Genomic DNA, 15,687 nt, shown 5'->3' with positions numbered 1-15,687 from the left:
GTCTCACTCGTCCAGGTGACCCGTATAACGGTCTACACCACGGTGCTGGCCGCCTCCGGGCCACCGGTGCCCGTGGCGCTGACCCGCATCGTGCCCGTCCGGCATCGAGGGCCGGCGGACGCCGCCTGCGCCGGGTCCGACCGATAGCCGGATACCGCGGGCCGACAGGCGCTCGAAGACGCGGTCGCCAAGGGAAAGGCCGCCGCGGCGAGCCGCTTGCGCCGGACGGCGGCATAACGCGGCCACGCCGCGAATCGCATCGCCGCCCCGACCGGCCGCGATCCTCGCCACCCCGCCGAAAGTCGGTGTCCGGCAAGGGAAATCGGTGCCTAGCATCCGGGTCCCGCGGGCGCTCACCCGTCCGCCAAGGACGAGGAGATGCGCCGATGCGGAAACTGCTTGCCGTCCTCTGCTGTGCTTTCGCGGCCACGACCGCCATGGCCGCGACCGCCGCCGCCCCGGCCGTCGCCGGACCGGCCGCGGGCACCGTGCCCGGGCTGACCGGCGCTGCCGCGAAGGCGGCCGCCGGGCCATGGCCGACTGTGACCGGAGTCGACAAATCGCCTGGCTAACCCCAGTGGGAACGAGCGCGCCTGCTGGTGCCTCGCGTACCGCATCCCTTCGGCCGACTACAGCCCGGAGGGGACTTTCAGCCCAGGACGACGGGGCCGGCGCAGCACACGAGGGCTTCGCCCTCCTCGGGCGGCTCGAGCGGGCCGGGGTCGTACGCCACTCGTCCCGACAGCAGCGGCGTCACGCGTCGACCGGGGAAACCACGCGTACCCGTCATCCGGACTGCGGCGTGATCCACCGCTCACCCGCTGCGTCCACCACGAAGACGTCGTGGTCCCGCAGCTCCCGGGCCCAGTCGAAGGCGCGCTGTCCCATCGCGACGGCGGCCGTGGCGTAGGCGTCGGCGCGGATGAGGGACGGGCCGGTGACCGTGACGGACAGTAGGTCGACCGCCGGGGTCGCGGTGAGCGGGTCGACGATGTGCGTGCCGCGTTCGGCGGTGCCGGACGTCGCGACCGCGAGGTCGCGGCCGGTGACGACCGTGAGGACCCGGCCGCGGTCGGCCGGGTCGCTGATGCCGATCCGCCACGGCCTGCCGGGTGCGGCCTCGCCGGCCAGCCGGACGTCGCCGCCGCCGTTGATCGCGTGGTGGTGGCTGCCGTGCTCGCGCAGCAGCGTGCTCGCGCGCTCGATCGCCCAGCCCTTCACCAGGCCGGTCGGGTCGGGCGTGCCGCGCCAGCGGGCCGTGAAGTACCCGCCGGTCTCGGCTTCGAACTGCGCGCAGAGGCCGAACACCTCCGCGACGAGCGGGTCGGCGCCGGGGATCGTGAGCTCGCCGCGGCCGATCCGGCTGATGTCGCTGTCCGGCCGGTAGGTGCTGAACAGCGCGTCGACGCGGTGCAGCCAGGCGACGACCTCCTCGATCGGTCCGGCCCAGTCGCCGGGGTCGCGGACGTCGATGCTGAACACCGTGCCCATGCAGTGCTCGACGTGCACGGTCCGAGCCGGCTCGGTCACGACAGGCCGGCCTTGTCGAGGGCGCTCTGCAGCGACTTGACGTAGCCGTCGGAGGTGTAGGTGGCACCGGAGACCACGTCGATGTGGGCGCTGCCCGCCTGCGCGGCCTCCTGGTTGAGCTGCGGGATGGCGTAGGAGTTGATCTCCTGGTCCCGCGGGTTCTCGGTCGGGTACTCGAGGGCGGTGACCGACGTGAGCTTCCCGTTCGCGACGGTGATGCGGACCTGGACCGGCCCGAACCGCGTGTCCGCGGCGTCGCCGTCCACGGTGCCCGACGAGGTGCCCGGCGAGGTGCTGGACGACGTGCCGCTCCCGGCCGTCGGCGTGGCGGTGGTGCCGCCGCTGCCGCTGACGGCGGCCGGCGGGCTGACCGCGGCCGTCGTCGTCGTGGGCTGGGTCTTGAACGACAGCAGCAGCACCAGCCCGGTGACCGTGCCGGCGAAGGCGAAGATGACCCGTTTCATGGGGGGAGGCCCTTCTCAGAACTCGAAGCTCTCGTGGTGGATCTGACGGCGGGGGACCCGCGCGGCACGCAGCTCGGCGTGCACGGCGTCGGTCATGCCGGGCGGCCCGCAGACGTAGACGTCGTGCCGGGCGACGTCCGGCACGTGCCGCCGGAGCAGGGTCAGCGGGTCGCCGCCGTGCTCGGCGCGGGTGCCGGTCAGGATCCACAGCCGGGCGCCGCGGGCGGCGGCGAGCCGTTCGAGCTCCTCGCGGAACACGACGTCGGCTTCGCGGCTGGCGCGGTAGACGAGGGTGAGGTCGCCGGGCGCGGCCGGCAGGGCCTCCAGCAGCGCCCGGACCGGGGTGATCCCGACGCCGCCGGCGACGAGCAGGACCTTCCGGTGGCGCCGGGCGGACGGCGTCATGGCCCCGTACGGACCTTCGGTGACCACGCGGGTGCCCGGCGTCAGGGCGGCGAGGGCGGCGCTGTGGTCGCCCAGGGCCTTGACCGTGAACCGCATCCGGTCCGGCCGCGGGGGCGCCGACAGGGAGTACGGCGCCGACACCCACCACAGGTCCCGGGTCAGGAAGCGCCACCGGAAGAACTGCCCGGCCTCGGCCCGCAGCTCGTCCAGGTGCCGGCCGGTGACGACGACGCTCACGACGCCGGCGGCTTCGGGCCGGACGGATTCGACGCGCAGCCGGTGCCGCAGCGCCTGCCGCACCGGGGTGACGAACCGGTACCACAGGATCGCCGCGCCGACCACGGCGTACAGCGTCGACCAGGCGATCCGGGCGCTGAGGTTCGCCATGAACTCCGCGCCGGTCGCGAACTGGTGGCTGAACGCCAGCGCCATCGCGAGGTAGGTGTAGAAGTGCAGGAAGTACCAGGTTTCGTAGCGCAGCCGGCGGCGGGCGGCGCGGGCGGAGCTGATCCCGACGCCGACCAGCAGCAGTCCGGCGACGGTCGCGGCGAGCACGTCCGGGTAGCTCAGCAGCAGCGTCGCGGTCTGGCCGAGGACCCCGGTGTGCGCGGAAACCGCGTAGCCCCAGATGATCAGCAGCCCGTGCGCGACGACCAGCGAGACGACGTACCGCCCGCCCATCGCGTGCCAGCGGGCCAGCTTGTCCGCGCCGACGCCGCGTTCCAGCGGCGGAATCCGCGCCATCAGCGCGACCAGCACGACGAAGCCGTAGCCGGCCAGGAGACCGGTGATCCGCCCGGCGTTGGTCAGCCAGTCGCCGAAGCCGTGCACCGACGGCGTGTCGGCCCACCACAGGCCGATCGCGGCGAGCGCGCCCGCCGCGATCACGGCCAGGACGGCGCCGGGGTGCGCCCTCGCCGGTGCGGGCGCCGCGGCGGGAGCCGGGGGCGCGAGCGGCCGGACGGGGGCCGGGTGAACGGAGGTCATGCCTCCTTTGTCCGGCATGAACCTGTACTCCGGTTGGGCGGTTCCTGTGAGGCGTCTATGATACGCCGTCGGTTCCGGACGCACCGGGCCGTCGTGCCGTGCACCCTTGACCGTCCGTTGTGGACGATCAAGGGTTTCCTCGTGCGCTCAGTGACCCGGGCCACGCGGTGCCGGGGTCGAGCTGAACTGACCCTGCCAGCTGGCCTGGGCACCGGAGTCGCCGATGCGGTAGATGTCCCAGACCGCCGCGCCCGCGGCCGCGATCGACAGCACCGAGAGCACCACCGTGACGGCCTTCGAAGCCGGGCCGAGGAACGTGCGGCCCTGGGACCCGCGGGTTTCGCGCCCGCGCCACCACACGAGCAGGGCGAGCACCGCCACCGGGATCGCGACCCACAGCGCGGTGTCGCCGAGTTCGGTGTGCGTCCGCACGAGCGGGGTCGAAGCGACCCGGCGCTCCAGCCATTCGCCGGCGTCCGTGGTGATCGGGACCAGGATCACGACGACGACGGACAGGATCGCGTTGGGGCCGGCGAGCTTGCTGCGCGCGGCGGGCCACAGCGCGCTGAGCACCAGCAGCAGCGCGGACAACGGCAGCAGGACGACGATCGCGTGCACGAGCAGCACGTGGGCGGGCAGGCCGTTGAGCGTGGTCATGGTGTCCTTTGTGGATAGTGACGGGACGGGATGCGGGGATGGCAGGTGGTCGGCGTCACCGGCCGGCCTGGTCGAGTGCCGACTGCAGCGACTGCTGGTAGCCCTCGGAGGTGTAGGTGGCGCCGCTGACGGTGTCGATCTGCGCGCTCTGCGCCTGCAGTGCCTCCTGGTTCAGCTCCGGCACGGCCGAGGAGTTGATCCGGACGTCACGGCCGCTTTCCTGGGGGTACTGGACGGCCTGCGCGTCGGTGATCTTGCCGCCGCTGACGGTGATCTGCACCTGGACCGGCCCGTAGCGGGTGTCGGCGGCGTCTCCGGTGAAGGTCCCGGCACCCGCCGTGCCGGCACCCGCCGTGCCGGAAGCCGTCGGCGGCGCCGCGGTGTGGGACGGCTGGGTGCGCCCGAGCGGGCGGCCGGCGGCGACCGGGTTCGCGTCGGTGCTGGTGCGGTAGCTGAACAGCAGCACGACGACCGAGACCGTCGCCGCGAAGGCGATGGCGATCCTGCGCATCGGAGTTCCTTTCCTACCAGCCGAACCGTTCGGAGTGGACGCGGTCGGCGGGGACGCCGGCGCGGCGCGCGCTCTCGACCACCGCGTGGGTCCAGGCGTCGGGCCCGCATACGTAGACGTCGTGTTCGGCGATGCCGGGCACGAGGTGGCGCAGCACCTGCTCGTCGGGCACCGTCGCGTACCCGGCGGGCAGCCACGACGCGCGGTCGCGCGAACGCCGTCCGAGCAGCGGGTGGATCCGGATCCCGCGCCGGGCGGCGAGATCTTCGATTTCCCGGCGGAACAGCAGGTCCGCTGCCCGGCCGGCGCGCTGGAACAGCACGGCTTCCCCGGGGCGGTAGGGGAGTTCGTCCAGCAGGGCGCGCAGCGGCGTGATGCCGATCCCGGAGGCGAACAGCGCGATCTTCCGTCCTTTTCGGACAGTACCGGTGAGGCGGCCGTACGGGCCTTCGAACAGCGCGGGGGTGCCGGGCCGCAGGGTGGCGAGGCGGCGGCTGCCCGGCCCGAGGTCCTTCGCCGTGATCCGCAGCCGGTACCCGTCCGGCGCGGCCGAGAGGGAAAACGGCTTGCCCCGCGTCCAGCCCGGGCCGGCCGCGAACCGCCAGACGAAGAACTGGCCCGCCGTCACGGGAAGCCGGTCGAGGTCGCGCCCGCGCAGGTACACCGAGACCACGCCGCGGCCCTCGGGCACGACCTGCTCCACGACCAGCCGGTGCCGGGCGTTGAGCCACACCGGCAGCCCGACGCGGAACACGAGCACGGCGCCCGCCGCCGACGCGTAGGCCGTCCACCAGAACGCGGTCGCGACCGGGGAAGCGGTGAAGTCGGCGCCGGTCCACAGCTGGTGCGGCAGGGCCAAGCCGGCGCCGAGGTAGGCGTAGAGGTGCAGCAGGTGCCAGGACTCGTAGCGCAGCCGCCGCCGGGCCGCGCGCACCGACGTCGCGGCGACCATGCCGAGCGCGGCGGTCCCGGCCGTCGCCAGCAGCATGCCCGGGTACGTCGTGACCAGGTCCCACGCCTCACCGAGGACGCCGGACCGGTCGGTCGCCGCGTAGCCGAGCGTGATGAACACCAGGTGGGCGGCCAGCAGCGTGATCGAGGTGAACCCGGTCAGCCGGTGCCGGCGGACCAGCTCGTCCTGGCCGTAGCTGCGTTCCACCCACGGGATGCGCGCCATCAGCAGCACCTGGAGCAGCAGCAGGTCCGCCGACAGCAGCCCGGTCAGCCGTCCGGCCGAGGTGAAGAAGTCGGTGCCGAGGTCCTGCAGGCCGCGCCCGGACACCCAGAGCGCGACCACGAACAGCACGCTCAGCCACGCCGTCAAGCCGGCGGCGTCGCGCCACCACGCGCGGACCGCGGGCGGGGCCACGCGGCGGGCGAGCAGGGTGGACATCGGGCTCCTCGGGGATCGTTACGAAATCCACCCTCCCGGAGCCCGGTTAGCCGTCGACGTGACCAGGGTGAGAGTTCGGTAAGAGAAGATCGGCACCGACGGTGAACCCGACCACCGCGCCGCCACCCGGCCGCGGCTCGGCGAACACGCTGCCGCCGTGGGCCAGGGCGATGTCCCGCACGATGGCCAGCCCGAGGCCGGAACCGGGCAGGCCGCGGGCGCCGTCCGCGCGGTGGAAGCGGTCGAACACCCGGGGCGCTTCGTCGGCCCCGATGCCCGGGCCGCGGTCGAGCACCTGCACCCGTCCGTCGTGGACGTCGGCTTCGATCGGGCCCTCGGGCGCGAACTTCACGGCGTTCTCCAGCAGGTTCGCCACCGCGCGCTCCAGCGCCTTCGCCTGACCGGTCACCGCGGACGCGTCGGCGGTGACGGTGACGGCGCGCCCCGACCGGCGCCGGACGCGGTCGGCCGCGCGCTCCACGAGCTCGCCCAGCCCGACCGGCGCCGCCTCCTCGGCCTCGTAGCGGCGGGTGGCCAGCTCGACCAGCTCGTCGACGAGGTGGGTCAGCTCGCGGCTCTCCCCGTCGACGTCGTCGAGCAGGCGGGCGCGCGACTCGGGGCTCAGCTCGGCGAACCGGCGCAGGACGGTGGCGTTGGTGCGCAGGCTGGTCAGCGGCGTCCGCAGCTCGTGCGCGGCGTCCTGGACCAGGCGTTCCTGGTCGGCCCGGGCGTCGGCGAGCCGGCCGAGCATCCGGTCGAACGACGTCGCGAGCCGCCCGACCTCGTCGCGGCCGCCGGTCGGCACGGCCAGGTCGTCGAGGCGGCCGTCGCTGACCTGCTCGGTCACCCGGGTCAGCCGGACCAGCCGCCGGGTGATCTGGCGGGCCAGCAGCCAGCCGGCCAGGGCCGCGACGAACAGGACCAGGGCGCTGACGCCGGTGATGCGGGTGGCCAGCTCGCTCAGCACGTTCCGGGACTCGTCGACGTCGATGGCGAGCTCGACGGCGCCGCGGCCGGGCCCGAGCGCCACGGTGATCGCCCGGTAGTCGTCGCGGCCGGCGGTGAAGTCCCAGTAGCGGTGGTCGCCGAGGGAGCCGGTCGCGGCCAGCGCCCGGTCGGCGTCGTCGACGTCGAGGCGCACCGGGCGGCCGCCGAGCGGGCGGACGGTGCCGTCCGGGGCGATCGCCTGGGCCACCATCGGCTGGGCTTCGTCGTGGTCGTCGTCATCGGGCCCGCGGGTGACCGGGCTCGGCGCCAGGACCTGCGTCGCCCCGGCCGCGACCTCCGCCGATGTCGTGAGCAGCGACCGGTCGAGCTCGGCGTCGATCCGCTGGGAGGCGGCCTGGTAGCTGAGCACCCCGACGAGGATCGCCGCCGCCGCGCCGACCCCGGCGAACGCGATCGCGAGCTTGCTGCGCAGGTTCACGCCGGCCGCACCGAGTAGCCGATGCCGCGGACGGTGTGGATCAGCTCGGTGGCGCCGGCCTGGTCGAGCTTGCGCCGCAGGTAGCCGATGTAGACGGCCAGGTTCTTGGAGTCCGCGCCGAACTCGTAGCCCCAGATGCGCTGGTAGATCGTGCTGCGGTCGAGCACGATCCCGGCGTTGCGCACGAGCAGTTCCAGCAGGTCGAACTCGGTCTTGGACAGCGTGATCTCGGTGCCCTGCCACCACACCCGCCGCGCCGCCGGGTCGACGGCGAGCTCGCCCAGCCGGAGCGTCCGGCGCGCATCGGGTTCCGCCGACGTGCGGCGCAGCAGGGCGCGCAGCCGGGCGAGGAGCTCGTCCAGCTCGAACGGCTTGGGCAGGTAGTCGTCGGCCCCGGCGTCCAGCCCGGCCACCCGATCGGGGGTTTCGACCCGTGCGGTGAGCATGAGGATCGGCGTCTGGTCGCCTTCGGCGCGGAGCACGCGGCACACGCCGAGGCCGTCGACGCCGGGCATCATGACGTCGAGGATCAGCACGTCGAAGCCGTCGCGGCGGGCGGTGGCCAGCGCGCTGACACCGTCGGTCACCTCGGTGACCCGGTAGCCCTCGAGGTCGAGGGCCCGGACGAGCGACTCGCGGATGGCACGGTCGTCGTCGGCGAGCAGGACACGGTGCGGCATGGCCGCCATGATGCCCCGCGGCGGCCTCGCGGGCACGTCGCCGGGGTGGGAGCGGTGGGGAGGGCGTGGCCGATGCCGGCCCGCGGGCACGCCGCCGGGGGTCAGGGCACCGGGAACGTGGTGCCGATGCCCATGCCGGTGATCCACTCGGGGACCGGCTCGTAGCTCGTCCACCTCAGCGGCCGCCCCGCCGCGACCTGGCCGATCAGCCAGCAGCGCACCTCGTGGCCGCCGCTGCCGGCCAGGGCTTCCAGCTTCTCGTGGCCGAGGCCGGCCACCGATTCCGCGTCGTCGGCGGTCAGGCGGTCGAGGAACCACCGGTCCCACTCCGTGTTCACCCGCGCGCCCGGGTCGCCGCCCATGGCGCGGACGCGGGGTTCGCGGGCCGCCGCGAACGCGCGGACGTCCGCGCGGCCGTGGATCAGGGACTCGCGGCGTTCGCCCGCCACTTCGCGGGGGTCGTTCGACGGCAGCCAGTGCGACAGCCCGCCGCTCGCCGCCACCAGCACCCGGCCGGGGAAGTCCGCCGACCGCAGCGCCGTCCTCAACGCCTGTCCCACCGCGACACATCGCCGCAAGGTGGGCAGTGGCGGCGCGGCCGTGTTGACGACCACCGGCACCATCGGCAGCGTCGTGCCGCCGGTGAGCATCTCGTAGGTCTGGACGATCCCGTGGTCGACGGTCAGCGAATACGACAGCGACACGTCGAACCCCGCCTCGGTCAGTCCGGTGTGGACGGACCACGCCAGTGAGCCGTCGACCGGCAGCGGGCCTTCCGTGCTGCCGAAGTCGCCGAACCCCACCGCGTGCTCGACGCCCAGCACGAACGGCGGCATCACGTCGTAGAAGTTGCCGTGGAAGTGGTCGGGGCCGATGACGACGATCGCGTCCGGGGCGAGGGCCTCCACCGCGCGGCGGGCCCGCGAAGCGTCGGCGAGGAACCGCGCGCCCGGGCCGCCCTCGGGCGGCGGGGGCAGCAGCGTCGCGAACGGGCTGTGGGACATGCCGGCGAACCCGGCGATCACGGCCATCAGGACGGGTCCTTCCCGGTCAGCAGCCAGGTGCGGTGGACGTCGAGGAACTCGGAGACCTTCTCCCACTGCGGCCAGTGCCCGGCGTCGTCGATGACGTGCAGCAGCGCGTCGGGCAGCCAGCCGAGCAGCAGGTCCGCTTCGTCGAGCCCGCCGGTGGGGTCGTGGCTGGTCCACAGCAGCAAGGTCGGCGCCTTGACGCGGGAAACCCACGCCGGATCCCACGCGAAGTCCTTGCGCACCTCGGGATCCTGCAGCACGAGCGTGTTGCCGATCGCCCGGACGAACCCAGGTCGCGAGTAGACCCGGCGACGCAGGTTGACCAGCTCGTCGGTCACCATCTCCTTGTGGTGGAACAGGAACTCGACGCGACGGCGCACGGTCTCGTCGCTCGGGTCGAGCACCGCGGCCATCGTGCTGTCCCGCATCCGCGCCATCACCTCGGGCTTGTTCGCGATGTTGCCGGGCGTGTTGAGCACCAACCGGTCCACGCGGTCCGGGTGGTGCGCGGCGGTCCAGGCGACCACCCAGCCGCCGAGCGACTCGCCGGACAGGTGGGCGCGCCCGATGCCGAGAGCGTCCAAAAGGGACACCAGGTGCGCGGACAGGACGTCGATCGTGTAGGGCCGGTCGGGCAGGTCCGACCAGCCGTGGCCGACCATGTCGTAGGCCGTGACGCGGAAGTCGGCCGCGAGGCCGGCCAGGTCGCGGGCGTAGGCCTCGAGGTGCCCGCCGGTCCCGTGCAGCAGCACCAGGTCGGGCCCGGTGCCCGCCTGCAGGACCCGCGTCCGCACGGGACGCCCGTCCAGCGGCACGTCGACGTAGCGCAGCGTGTGCTCGAGCCGGCTCAGCTCGCCCCAGATGCTCACGTGGTCGGGGATCGGCTCGGTCACTGGTCCTCCCGGTGGTCGAAGCGGCCGCGGGCCTCGGCGAGGGTCGCCGGTCCCGCGCTCTGACGGCAGTTGAGCCCGAAGAGGCCGAGCAGCCGCGAGTTCTCGATGGTCAGGAACTCGACCGGACGCCCGGCCGAGTCGTTGTGGTGGCGGTGCCAGGTCCACGGCGGGGTGTAGACGAACGAGCCGGTCGTCCAGCTCACGGTCTCGTCCTCGATCTCGCTGTGGCCGTCGCCGGTCAGGACGAAGTGGACGGTCTCGTGGTGGTGGCGCTGCAGGTCCGAGCTCTCGCCGGGCGGGATGACCTGCCGGAAGAGCTCGAACGTCGCGGTCGGCAGCGTGCCGGCGATCCGCAGCGACGTCGGGTTCGGGACGGCGCCCGGCGGGATCTCTTCGAGGTCGCCGTCGTGCACCACGAGCGGCCGCCGCCCGTCGGGGCGGACGGCGTGGCTGATGCTCGCGAGGAAGTCGGTCATGGCGAAGCCGGGTCCGGACGTGGTCATGCGCACCTTCCGCTCAGGCGGGGCTTTCCGTGCGGCCGCCGTCGACAGTCAGCACGGATCCGTTGACATAGCCTGCTTCGGGCGAGGCCAGGAACGCCACCGCGGCCGCGACCTCCCGGGGCGCGGCGGCCCGACCGGCCGGGATGGCGGCGAGGTCCTCGGCCATCGCGGTCGCGACGTCGATGCCCGCCGCCCCGGCCCGGCTGCGCACGATCTCCAGGCGCCGCGCGGTGAGCGTCGCGCCGACCGCGACGCAGTTGACCGTGACGCCGTGGTCGGCGTACTCGAGCGCGGCCAGCTTCGCCGCCGACGTCGTCGCCGAGCGCAGCACGGTGGAGGCGGCGAGCTCGGGTTGCGGCTGCCGGACGGCCGTCGAGCTGATCACGACGACCCGGCCGAACCCGCGCTCGGCCATCACGGGCAGCGCCGCGCGCAGCAGGGCCAGCGGGCCGAGGACCAGCAGGTCGAGGTCGTGGTGCCACTGCTCGCCGGGGACGTCGAACACGCGGCCGGGTGCCGGTCCGCCCGCGTTGGCCACGAGGACGTCGAGCGAGCCTCGGCGCTCGTGCACCCGGGCCACGGCGTCCGCCGCGGCGGCCGGGTCGGCGAGATCGCACACGAGGTAGTCGACGCCCGGGCCGAGCGTCGACGCCGTTTCGGCCAGGGTCGCCTCGGTGCGGCCGGCGAGCACCACGTGGTGCCCGGTCGCCAGCAGCGCGGCCGCGCAGGCCGAGCCGATGCCGCCGGCCCCGCCGCCGACGAGCGCGACGCGACGGCGTTTCGCGAAGGACTGGTTGGTCTCCATGATCTGACCTACATTCGGGCCATGACCCCCGGCGACCAAGGATGAGTCCCACTGCCCGGGACTCCGGAGACTCCGGAGACTCCGTCGCGTCCGGCGCGCTCGAACGCGCCGCCGCGCTGCTGGACGCCTTCGACGCGAACCACCGCGAGCTGACCTTGTCGCGGCTCGTCGAGCGCTCGGGCCTGCCGCGCTCGACCGTGCACCGCACCGCGGCCCGGATGATCGAGCTCGGCTGGCTGGACAAGCCCGGCGAGAAGTACCGGATCGGCACCCGCCTGTTCGAGCTGTCCGGCCTGGTGCCGGTGCGCCACGAGCTGCGCGAGGCCGTCCTGCCCTACCTGCAGGACCTCTACGCGGCGGCCAAGACGACCGTGCAGCTCGGCGTGCTCGAAGGCACCCGGGTGCTGGTCGTCGAGAAGATCAGCGGGCACCGGCAGCTGCCGATGCTCGACCAGGTCGGCGGGTTCATCCCGGCGCACTGCTCCGGGCTCGGCCGCGCGATCCTGGCCTGGTCCGGCGCCGACGTCGTCGCGGCGGTGGTCGCGGCGGGCCTCACCCGGCGGACCCCGCGCACCATCACTGGCGCCGACGCACTCGAGCGCGAGCTCGCCGTCGTCCACGAGCAGGGCTGGGCCTTCGACCGCGAGGAGGGCAACGTCGGCATCAGCTGCGTCGCGGCCCCGATCTTCGACTTCACCGGCGGCGTGACCGCCGCGCTGTCGGTCACCGGGCCGAGCGCCGCGGTGCAGCCCGATCGGATCGGGCCGGCGGTGCGGATGGCGGCCGCGGCGGCGAGCCGCGCCTACTCCGCCCGGCGGTGGGCGGTGCCCCGCCCGGAGCTGCCGTCCCAGTGACCAGGACTCCCGGTTGGCCGGGGACCCGCGCCTGATCCACGCTGTGGCGCACGCCGAGCCGGGCACCCGGCACGGATGCCTCGACGAGGAGGATCAGGCATGCGCGTCGCGATCATCGGGGCCGGGCTCGCCGGGCTGACCACGGCCAAGGTGCTGGTGCAGGCCGGGCACGACGTCGAGGTCTTCGACAAGGCGCCGGACGTCGGCGGGGTGTGGAGCCGAACCCGGCGCTACCCGGGACTGACCACGCAGAGCCCCAAGGCCCAGTACTCCTTTTCGGACTTCCCGATGCCGGAGGACTTCCCGGAGTGGCCGACCGGCGCACAGGTCCAGGAGTACCTCGCGGCCTACGCCGACGAGTTCGGCGTCACGCCGCACCTGCGGCTCGGGACGACCGTCGAGTCGGTGGTCCCCGACGGCGCGCGGTGGGTGGTGACCACCGGGGCGCACGGGGCCTCGGTGGTCGACCGCGTCGTCGTCGCCAACGGCGTGTTCTGCGAGCCCGCGCTGCCGGACTACCCGGGCCGCGCGGAGTTCGAGGCGGCGGGCGGGCGGCTGCTCGCGGGTTCGGACTTCCACGACGTCTCGGAGGCGCGGGGCAAGCACGTGCTCGTCGTCGGCTACGGCAAGTCCGCCTGCGACGTGACCGTCGCCCTCAGCGGCGTCGCCGGGACGACCGACGTCATCGCCCGCCAGCTGCTGTGGAAGGTGCCGCGCAAGATCGCCGGCGTGCTCAACTTCAAGATGCTGCTGCTGACCCGGCTGGGCGAGGCGCTGTTCCGCTACCGGTGGCTGCGCGGCTTCGAGAAGTTCCTGCACGGCCCCGGAAACCGGCTGCGGCGGGCGATGCTCAACTCGATCGGTTCGGTGTCGGTGCGGCAGTTCGGGCTCGCCAGGCACGACCTGGTGCCGCGCGGGCGGATGGAGGACATCGTCAAGAACGCGATCGGCCTGGCCACCGAAGGGTTCTTCGAAGGCGTGGCCGACGGCTCGATCCGGGTCCACCGCGACCAGGTGATCACCCGGCTGTCCGCCGACGGCGGGCCGAAGGCCGAGCTGGCCGACGGCACGGTGCTGCCCGCCGACCTGGTCGTCTGCGCGACCGGGTTCACCCAGGGCGTCCCGTTCCTGCCCGCCGCCGTCCAGGAGCGGCTCTTCGACGAACGCGGGAACTTCCTGCTGTACCGGCAAATCCAGCCCCTGGCCGCGCCGGGCCTGTACTTCAACGGCTACAACTCGTCGTTCTTCAGCCCGCTGAACGCCGAGATGGCGGCGCTGTGGATCGCGGCCGACCTCGCGGGCGCGCTCACGCTGCCCGACGAGGCGGCCCGGCGCGCGGACGTCGTCGCCCAGCTGGCTTTCCTGGACGTCGCGACCGGCGCGCACCACTGCCGCGGCACCAAGATCATCCCGTTCTCCATCCACAACGTCGACGAGGTGCTCGGCGACCTCGGCGCCCAGCTCGGCCGCTTCACCCGCTTCACGCACTGGCTGAACCCGGTCGCGCCGGCCGCCTACCGGTCGCTGACGCCCGCCGTCCTGACCCGGCTGAAGGACACCCCCGAACCCGCGAAAGCCCCGCTGTAGCAGAGGAGTTCCGATGAGCACCGCGACCGGCCACCACGTCAGCCGCCCCGGCGACGGCACCAACCTCGGCGCGATCGGGCTGGGCATCCACGCCCGGCTGACCGGCGCCGACACGAACGGCGCGTACTCCCTGTTCGAGTACGTCGTGCCGCCCGGCCTCGGCGGCCCGCCGACCCACGTCCACACGCGTGAGGACGAGCTGTTCACCTGCGTGCAGGGGCAGGTCGAAGTCGAACTGGACGGTGTCCGCCACGTCCTCGGCCAGGGCGATTCGCTGCTCATGCCGCGCGGGGTGCCGCACGTGTTCCGCAACCCGTTCGACGCGGAAACCCGGATCATCGCCGTGGTTTCGCCGCCGGGCCTGGAGAACTACTACCGGGAGCTGTCCCGGCTGCCGCCCGGGCGCGACCTGAAGCTGGTCGCCGAAGTGATGACGCGCTACGGCCTGGAGCTGCGGAAGTGAACCACGAGCGGCTGGTCCGCGCGATGTGCGCGGCCGTCGACGCGGGGGACGCCGAGGCGTTCGCGGCGTGGTTCGCCGACGACGCCACGTACGCCTTCGGCAACGGCGAGCCGCTGACCGGGCGCGCCGCGATCACCGCGGCGACGGCCGGCGCGGCGGGCGCGCTGCCGTGGGTCCGCCACGTCGTCGACCAGGTCGCGGTGGTCGGCGAGGACCAGCTGTTCTGCCGCTTCACCATCGAGACGGCGGCCCCGGACGGCACTCCGCTGGCCCTGCCGTGCGTGACGGTCATCCGGCTCGCGGGAGACCGCGTCGCCGACTACCGCGTCCACATGGACATCACGCCGGCCTTCGCCCCGGCAGGGTGACTTCACCGGCGTCACGCGTACCCCCACGACACGCGTGACGCCGGCGAAGCGACCCAGTCACCGGCGGGCTCGTCCCTGGGACAGCAGGTCCGAGCCGAGCACGGTGAGCTGGTGGGTGACGGCCGGGCCGACGCGCTCGGTGGTGATCAGCCCGGACGACCGGAGGATCGTCGCGTGGTAGCTGGCCGCCGAGGCGCTCAGGCCGAGCCGCCGGCTGAGCTCGGTGGTCGTGCAGCCGTCGCCGATCGCGCGCAGGGCGGTCGCGCGCGTGCCGCCGAGCAGGTCCGCCAGCGCGGCCACGGCGGCCGGGTCCGCCGGCGCGGCGCTCGCCGGGGGCCGGCGCCGCTCGGGATCCGCCGGGTAGATCAGGACCGGCGGCAGGCCCGGGTCGGCCAGCAGCGTCGGCGCCTGGCGGCAGAAGTAGGCGGGCACCAGCCGCAGCCCGCGCCCGGCCAGGTCGAGCTCGCCGGTCACGTGGTCGCCGGCCAGTTCCAGGACCGGGTTGCGCCAGGTCAGGGCCGGGTGCAGCGAGCCGAGGAACTCGTCGGTGCCGCGCGTCGCGAGCACCCGGGTCCGGGCCACGACCTCGTCGTCGACGACCTTCTCGATCCGCTCCCAGTGCGGGACCAGCGCCTGCCGGTGGTAGGCGCCGAGGCCGGCCGTCAGCTCCACCAGCTCGTGGCGGTCGCCGGCGGCCAGCCGGCGGGCCCAGGCCGGCGGCGTCTGCCCGCCGCCCAGCAGGCAGAGCTCGGCGCTCAGGCGCCGGGACGGCGTGCGGCGGACGGCGTCGAGCCCGCTCGCCAGGCCTCCTTCGGCGTCGCCGGGGGTGAGGAAGTCGGGGGAGTAGCCGCGTGGCGGCGCCAGCCGGGCCAGCGCCCGCACCTTCGGGCCGGTCGCGACGTCGGCCCGCCAGCGGGCCAGGTGCGGTTCGGGCCGCGGGGCCTGCAGCGCGTGCAGGCTCAGCAGCACCTCCCACAACTGGTCCGGCCGGGGCGCCAGGGTCACGCGGGTGAGGTCCGCGGTGGAGAAGCGGATGCGCAGCATGGCACCTTTCCGGAAGCTCGGGACGTGGACGCGGCGGCGGGCCGGCGCGGTCGGATAGCCTGTGCGGCGGCCGGCTCGATCATGAG

The 15,687-nt window shown here is 74.0% G+C and carries 18 protein-coding genes; 5 read left to right on the top strand and 13 right to left on the bottom strand.

Translation table 11 applies throughout. The features are described from left to right. Window positions 1-386: 386 nt before the first annotated feature. A complete protein-coding gene (locus tag OG738_RS39915) occupies window positions 387-572 on the top strand; it encodes a hypothetical protein (protein WP_329048873.1) in 186 nt (61 codons plus the stop codon). Window positions 573-786: 214 nt separating this feature from the next. Here OG738_RS39915 and OG738_RS39910 read toward each other — a convergent pair whose 3' ends face one another. From OG738_RS39910 to OG738_RS39855, 12 genes are all read right to left on the bottom strand, one after another. Continuing rightward, window positions 787-1,530, bottom strand: a complete 744-nt coding sequence (locus OG738_RS39910) for an FAD:protein FMN transferase (protein ID WP_329048871.1) — start codon at window positions 1,528-1,530, stop codon at window positions 787-789. Beyond that, window positions 1,527-1,994, bottom strand: a complete 468-nt coding sequence (locus OG738_RS39905; protein WP_329048870.1) for an FMN-binding protein — start codon at window positions 1,992-1,994, stop codon at window positions 1,527-1,529. Before OG738_RS39905 ends, OG738_RS39910 begins: the two co-directional genes overlap by 4 nt. Before the next feature lie 15 nt (window positions 1,995-2,009). Further along, window positions 2,010-3,386: a ferredoxin reductase family protein gene (locus tag OG738_RS39900; RefSeq protein ID WP_329048868.1), complete on the bottom strand. Its 1,377-nt coding sequence runs from the start codon at window positions 3,384-3,386 to the stop codon at window positions 2,010-2,012. A gap of 147 nt (window positions 3,387-3,533) precedes the next feature. Next, the gene (locus tag OG738_RS39895) at window positions 3,534-4,043 is read right to left on the bottom strand and encodes a DUF2231 domain-containing protein (protein WP_329048867.1); all 510 of its coding nucleotides are present in this window, start codon (window positions 4,041-4,043) and stop codon (window positions 3,534-3,536) included. A gap of 55 nt (window positions 4,044-4,098) precedes the next feature. After that, window positions 4,099-4,554, bottom strand: coding sequence for an FMN-binding protein (locus OG738_RS39890; RefSeq protein WP_329048865.1), 456 nt, complete (start codon window positions 4,552-4,554; stop codon window positions 4,099-4,101). 13 nt (window positions 4,555-4,567) lie between these two features. Further along, window positions 4,568-5,947, bottom strand: coding sequence for a ferredoxin reductase family protein (locus OG738_RS39885; protein WP_329048864.1), 1,380 nt, complete (start codon window positions 5,945-5,947; stop codon window positions 4,568-4,570). Window positions 5,948-5,993: 46 nt separating this feature from the next. After that, entirely contained in the window at window positions 5,994-7,373 is a 1,380-nt protein-coding gene (locus OG738_RS39880) for a HAMP domain-containing sensor histidine kinase (protein WP_329048863.1), read from the bottom strand. Next, window positions 7,370-8,062, bottom strand: a complete 693-nt coding sequence (locus tag OG738_RS39875) for a response regulator transcription factor (protein WP_329056974.1) — start codon at window positions 8,060-8,062, stop codon at window positions 7,370-7,372. The genes OG738_RS39880 and OG738_RS39875 overlap by 4 nt, the downstream gene beginning before the upstream one ends. 92 nt (window positions 8,063-8,154) lie before the next feature. After that, window positions 8,155-9,084 carry a 2,3-dihydroxyphenylpropionate 1,2-dioxygenase gene (locus OG738_RS39870; protein WP_329048862.1) on the bottom strand — a complete coding sequence of 310 codons (930 nt, stop codon included), beginning with the start codon at window positions 9,082-9,084 and terminating at the stop codon, window positions 8,155-8,157. Then, window positions 9,084-9,977 (bottom strand): alpha/beta fold hydrolase, encoded by an 894-nt coding sequence (locus OG738_RS39865; protein ID WP_329048861.1) that lies wholly within the window; start codon window positions 9,975-9,977, stop codon window positions 9,084-9,086. Before OG738_RS39865 ends, OG738_RS39870 begins: the two co-directional genes overlap by 1 nt. Then, entirely contained in the window at window positions 9,974-10,480 is a 507-nt protein-coding gene (locus tag OG738_RS39860; protein ID WP_329048859.1) for a cupin domain-containing protein, read from the bottom strand. Before OG738_RS39860 ends, OG738_RS39865 begins: the two co-directional genes overlap by 4 nt. A 13-nt stretch (window positions 10,481-10,493) precedes the next feature. Further along, window positions 10,494-11,285 carry an SDR family oxidoreductase gene (locus tag OG738_RS39855; protein ID WP_329048857.1) on the bottom strand — a complete coding sequence of 264 codons (792 nt, stop codon included), beginning with the start codon at window positions 11,283-11,285 and terminating at the stop codon, window positions 10,494-10,496. 41 nt (window positions 11,286-11,326) lie between these two features. Here OG738_RS39855 and OG738_RS39850 point away from each other — a divergent pair, with 41 nt between their 5' ends. From OG738_RS39850 to OG738_RS39835, 4 genes are all read left to right on the top strand, one after another. After that, window positions 11,327-12,139 carry an IclR family transcriptional regulator gene (locus tag OG738_RS39850; protein WP_329048856.1) on the top strand — a complete coding sequence of 271 codons (813 nt, stop codon included), beginning with the start codon at window positions 11,327-11,329 and terminating at the stop codon, window positions 12,137-12,139. A gap of 99 nt (window positions 12,140-12,238) precedes the next feature. Next, window positions 12,239-13,726 (top strand): flavin-containing monooxygenase, encoded by a 1,488-nt coding sequence (locus tag OG738_RS39845; protein ID WP_329048855.1) that lies wholly within the window; start codon window positions 12,239-12,241, stop codon window positions 13,724-13,726. A gap of 13 nt (window positions 13,727-13,739) precedes the next feature. Beyond that, the gene (locus tag OG738_RS39840; RefSeq protein WP_329048854.1) at window positions 13,740-14,189 is read left to right on the top strand and encodes a cupin domain-containing protein; all 450 of its coding nucleotides are present in this window, start codon (window positions 13,740-13,742) and stop codon (window positions 14,187-14,189) included. Continuing rightward, on the top strand, window positions 14,186-14,557 hold the full coding sequence (locus OG738_RS39835) for an SgcJ/EcaC family oxidoreductase (RefSeq protein ID WP_329048853.1): 372 nt from the start codon (window positions 14,186-14,188) through the stop codon (window positions 14,555-14,557). The genes OG738_RS39840 and OG738_RS39835 overlap by 4 nt, the downstream gene beginning before the upstream one ends. Before the next feature lie 57 nt (window positions 14,558-14,614). Here OG738_RS39835 and OG738_RS39830 read toward each other — a convergent pair whose 3' ends face one another. Continuing rightward, entirely contained in the window at window positions 14,615-15,601 is a 987-nt protein-coding gene (locus OG738_RS39830) for an ArsR/SmtB family transcription factor (protein WP_329048852.1), read from the bottom strand. Window positions 15,602-15,687: the final 86 nt, after the last annotated feature.

The organism is Amycolatopsis sp. NBC_01488, assembly GCF_036227105.1.
Classification (GTDB): domain Bacteria; phylum Actinomycetota; class Actinomycetes; order Mycobacteriales; family Pseudonocardiaceae; genus Amycolatopsis.
This window is presented reverse-complemented; position numbering and strand designations above follow the sequence as displayed.

Coding starts and splice junctions, on each gene's coding strand:
- OG738_RS39890 (WP_329048865.1), bottom strand. CDS start 4,554: ATGCGCAGGATCGCCATCGCCTTCGCGGCGACGGTCTCGGTCGTCGTG.
- OG738_RS39900 (WP_329048868.1), bottom strand. CDS start 3,386: ATGACCTCCGTTCACCCGGCCCCCGTCCGGCCGCTCGCGCCCCCGGCT.
- OG738_RS39855 (WP_329048857.1), bottom strand. CDS start 11,285: ATGGAGACCAACCAGTCCTTCGCGAAACGCCGTCGCGTCGCGCTCGTC.
- OG738_RS39905 (WP_329048870.1), bottom strand. CDS start 1,994: ATGAAACGGGTCATCTTCGCCTTCGCCGGCACGGTCACCGGGCTGGTG.
- OG738_RS39895 (WP_329048867.1), bottom strand. CDS start 4,043: ATGACCACGCTCAACGGCCTGCCCGCCCACGTGCTGCTCGTGCACGCG.
- OG738_RS39885 (WP_329048864.1), bottom strand. CDS start 5,947: ATGTCCACCCTGCTCGCCCGCCGCGTGGCCCCGCCCGCGGTCCGCGCG.
- OG738_RS39850 (WP_329048856.1), top strand. CDS start 11,327: ATGAGTCCCACTGCCCGGGACTCCGGAGACTCCGGAGACTCCGTCGCG.
- OG738_RS39915 (WP_329048873.1), top strand. CDS start 387: ATGCGGAAACTGCTTGCCGTCCTCTGCTGTGCTTTCGCGGCCACGACC.
- OG738_RS39860 (WP_329048859.1), bottom strand. CDS start 10,480: ATGACCACGTCCGGACCCGGCTTCGCCATGACCGACTTCCTCGCGAGC.
- OG738_RS39870 (WP_329048862.1), bottom strand. CDS start 9,084: ATGGCCGTGATCGCCGGGTTCGCCGGCATGTCCCACAGCCCGTTCGCG.
- OG738_RS39845 (WP_329048855.1), top strand. CDS start 12,239: ATGCGCGTCGCGATCATCGGGGCCGGGCTCGCCGGGCTGACCACGGCC.
- OG738_RS39840 (WP_329048854.1), top strand. CDS start 13,740: ATGAGCACCGCGACCGGCCACCACGTCAGCCGCCCCGGCGACGGCACC.
- OG738_RS39830 (WP_329048852.1), bottom strand. CDS start 15,601: ATGCTGCGCATCCGCTTCTCCACCGCGGACCTCACCCGCGTGACCCTG.
- OG738_RS39875 (WP_329056974.1), bottom strand. CDS start 8,062: ATGGCGGCCATGCCGCACCGTGTCCTGCTCGCCGACGACGACCGTGCC.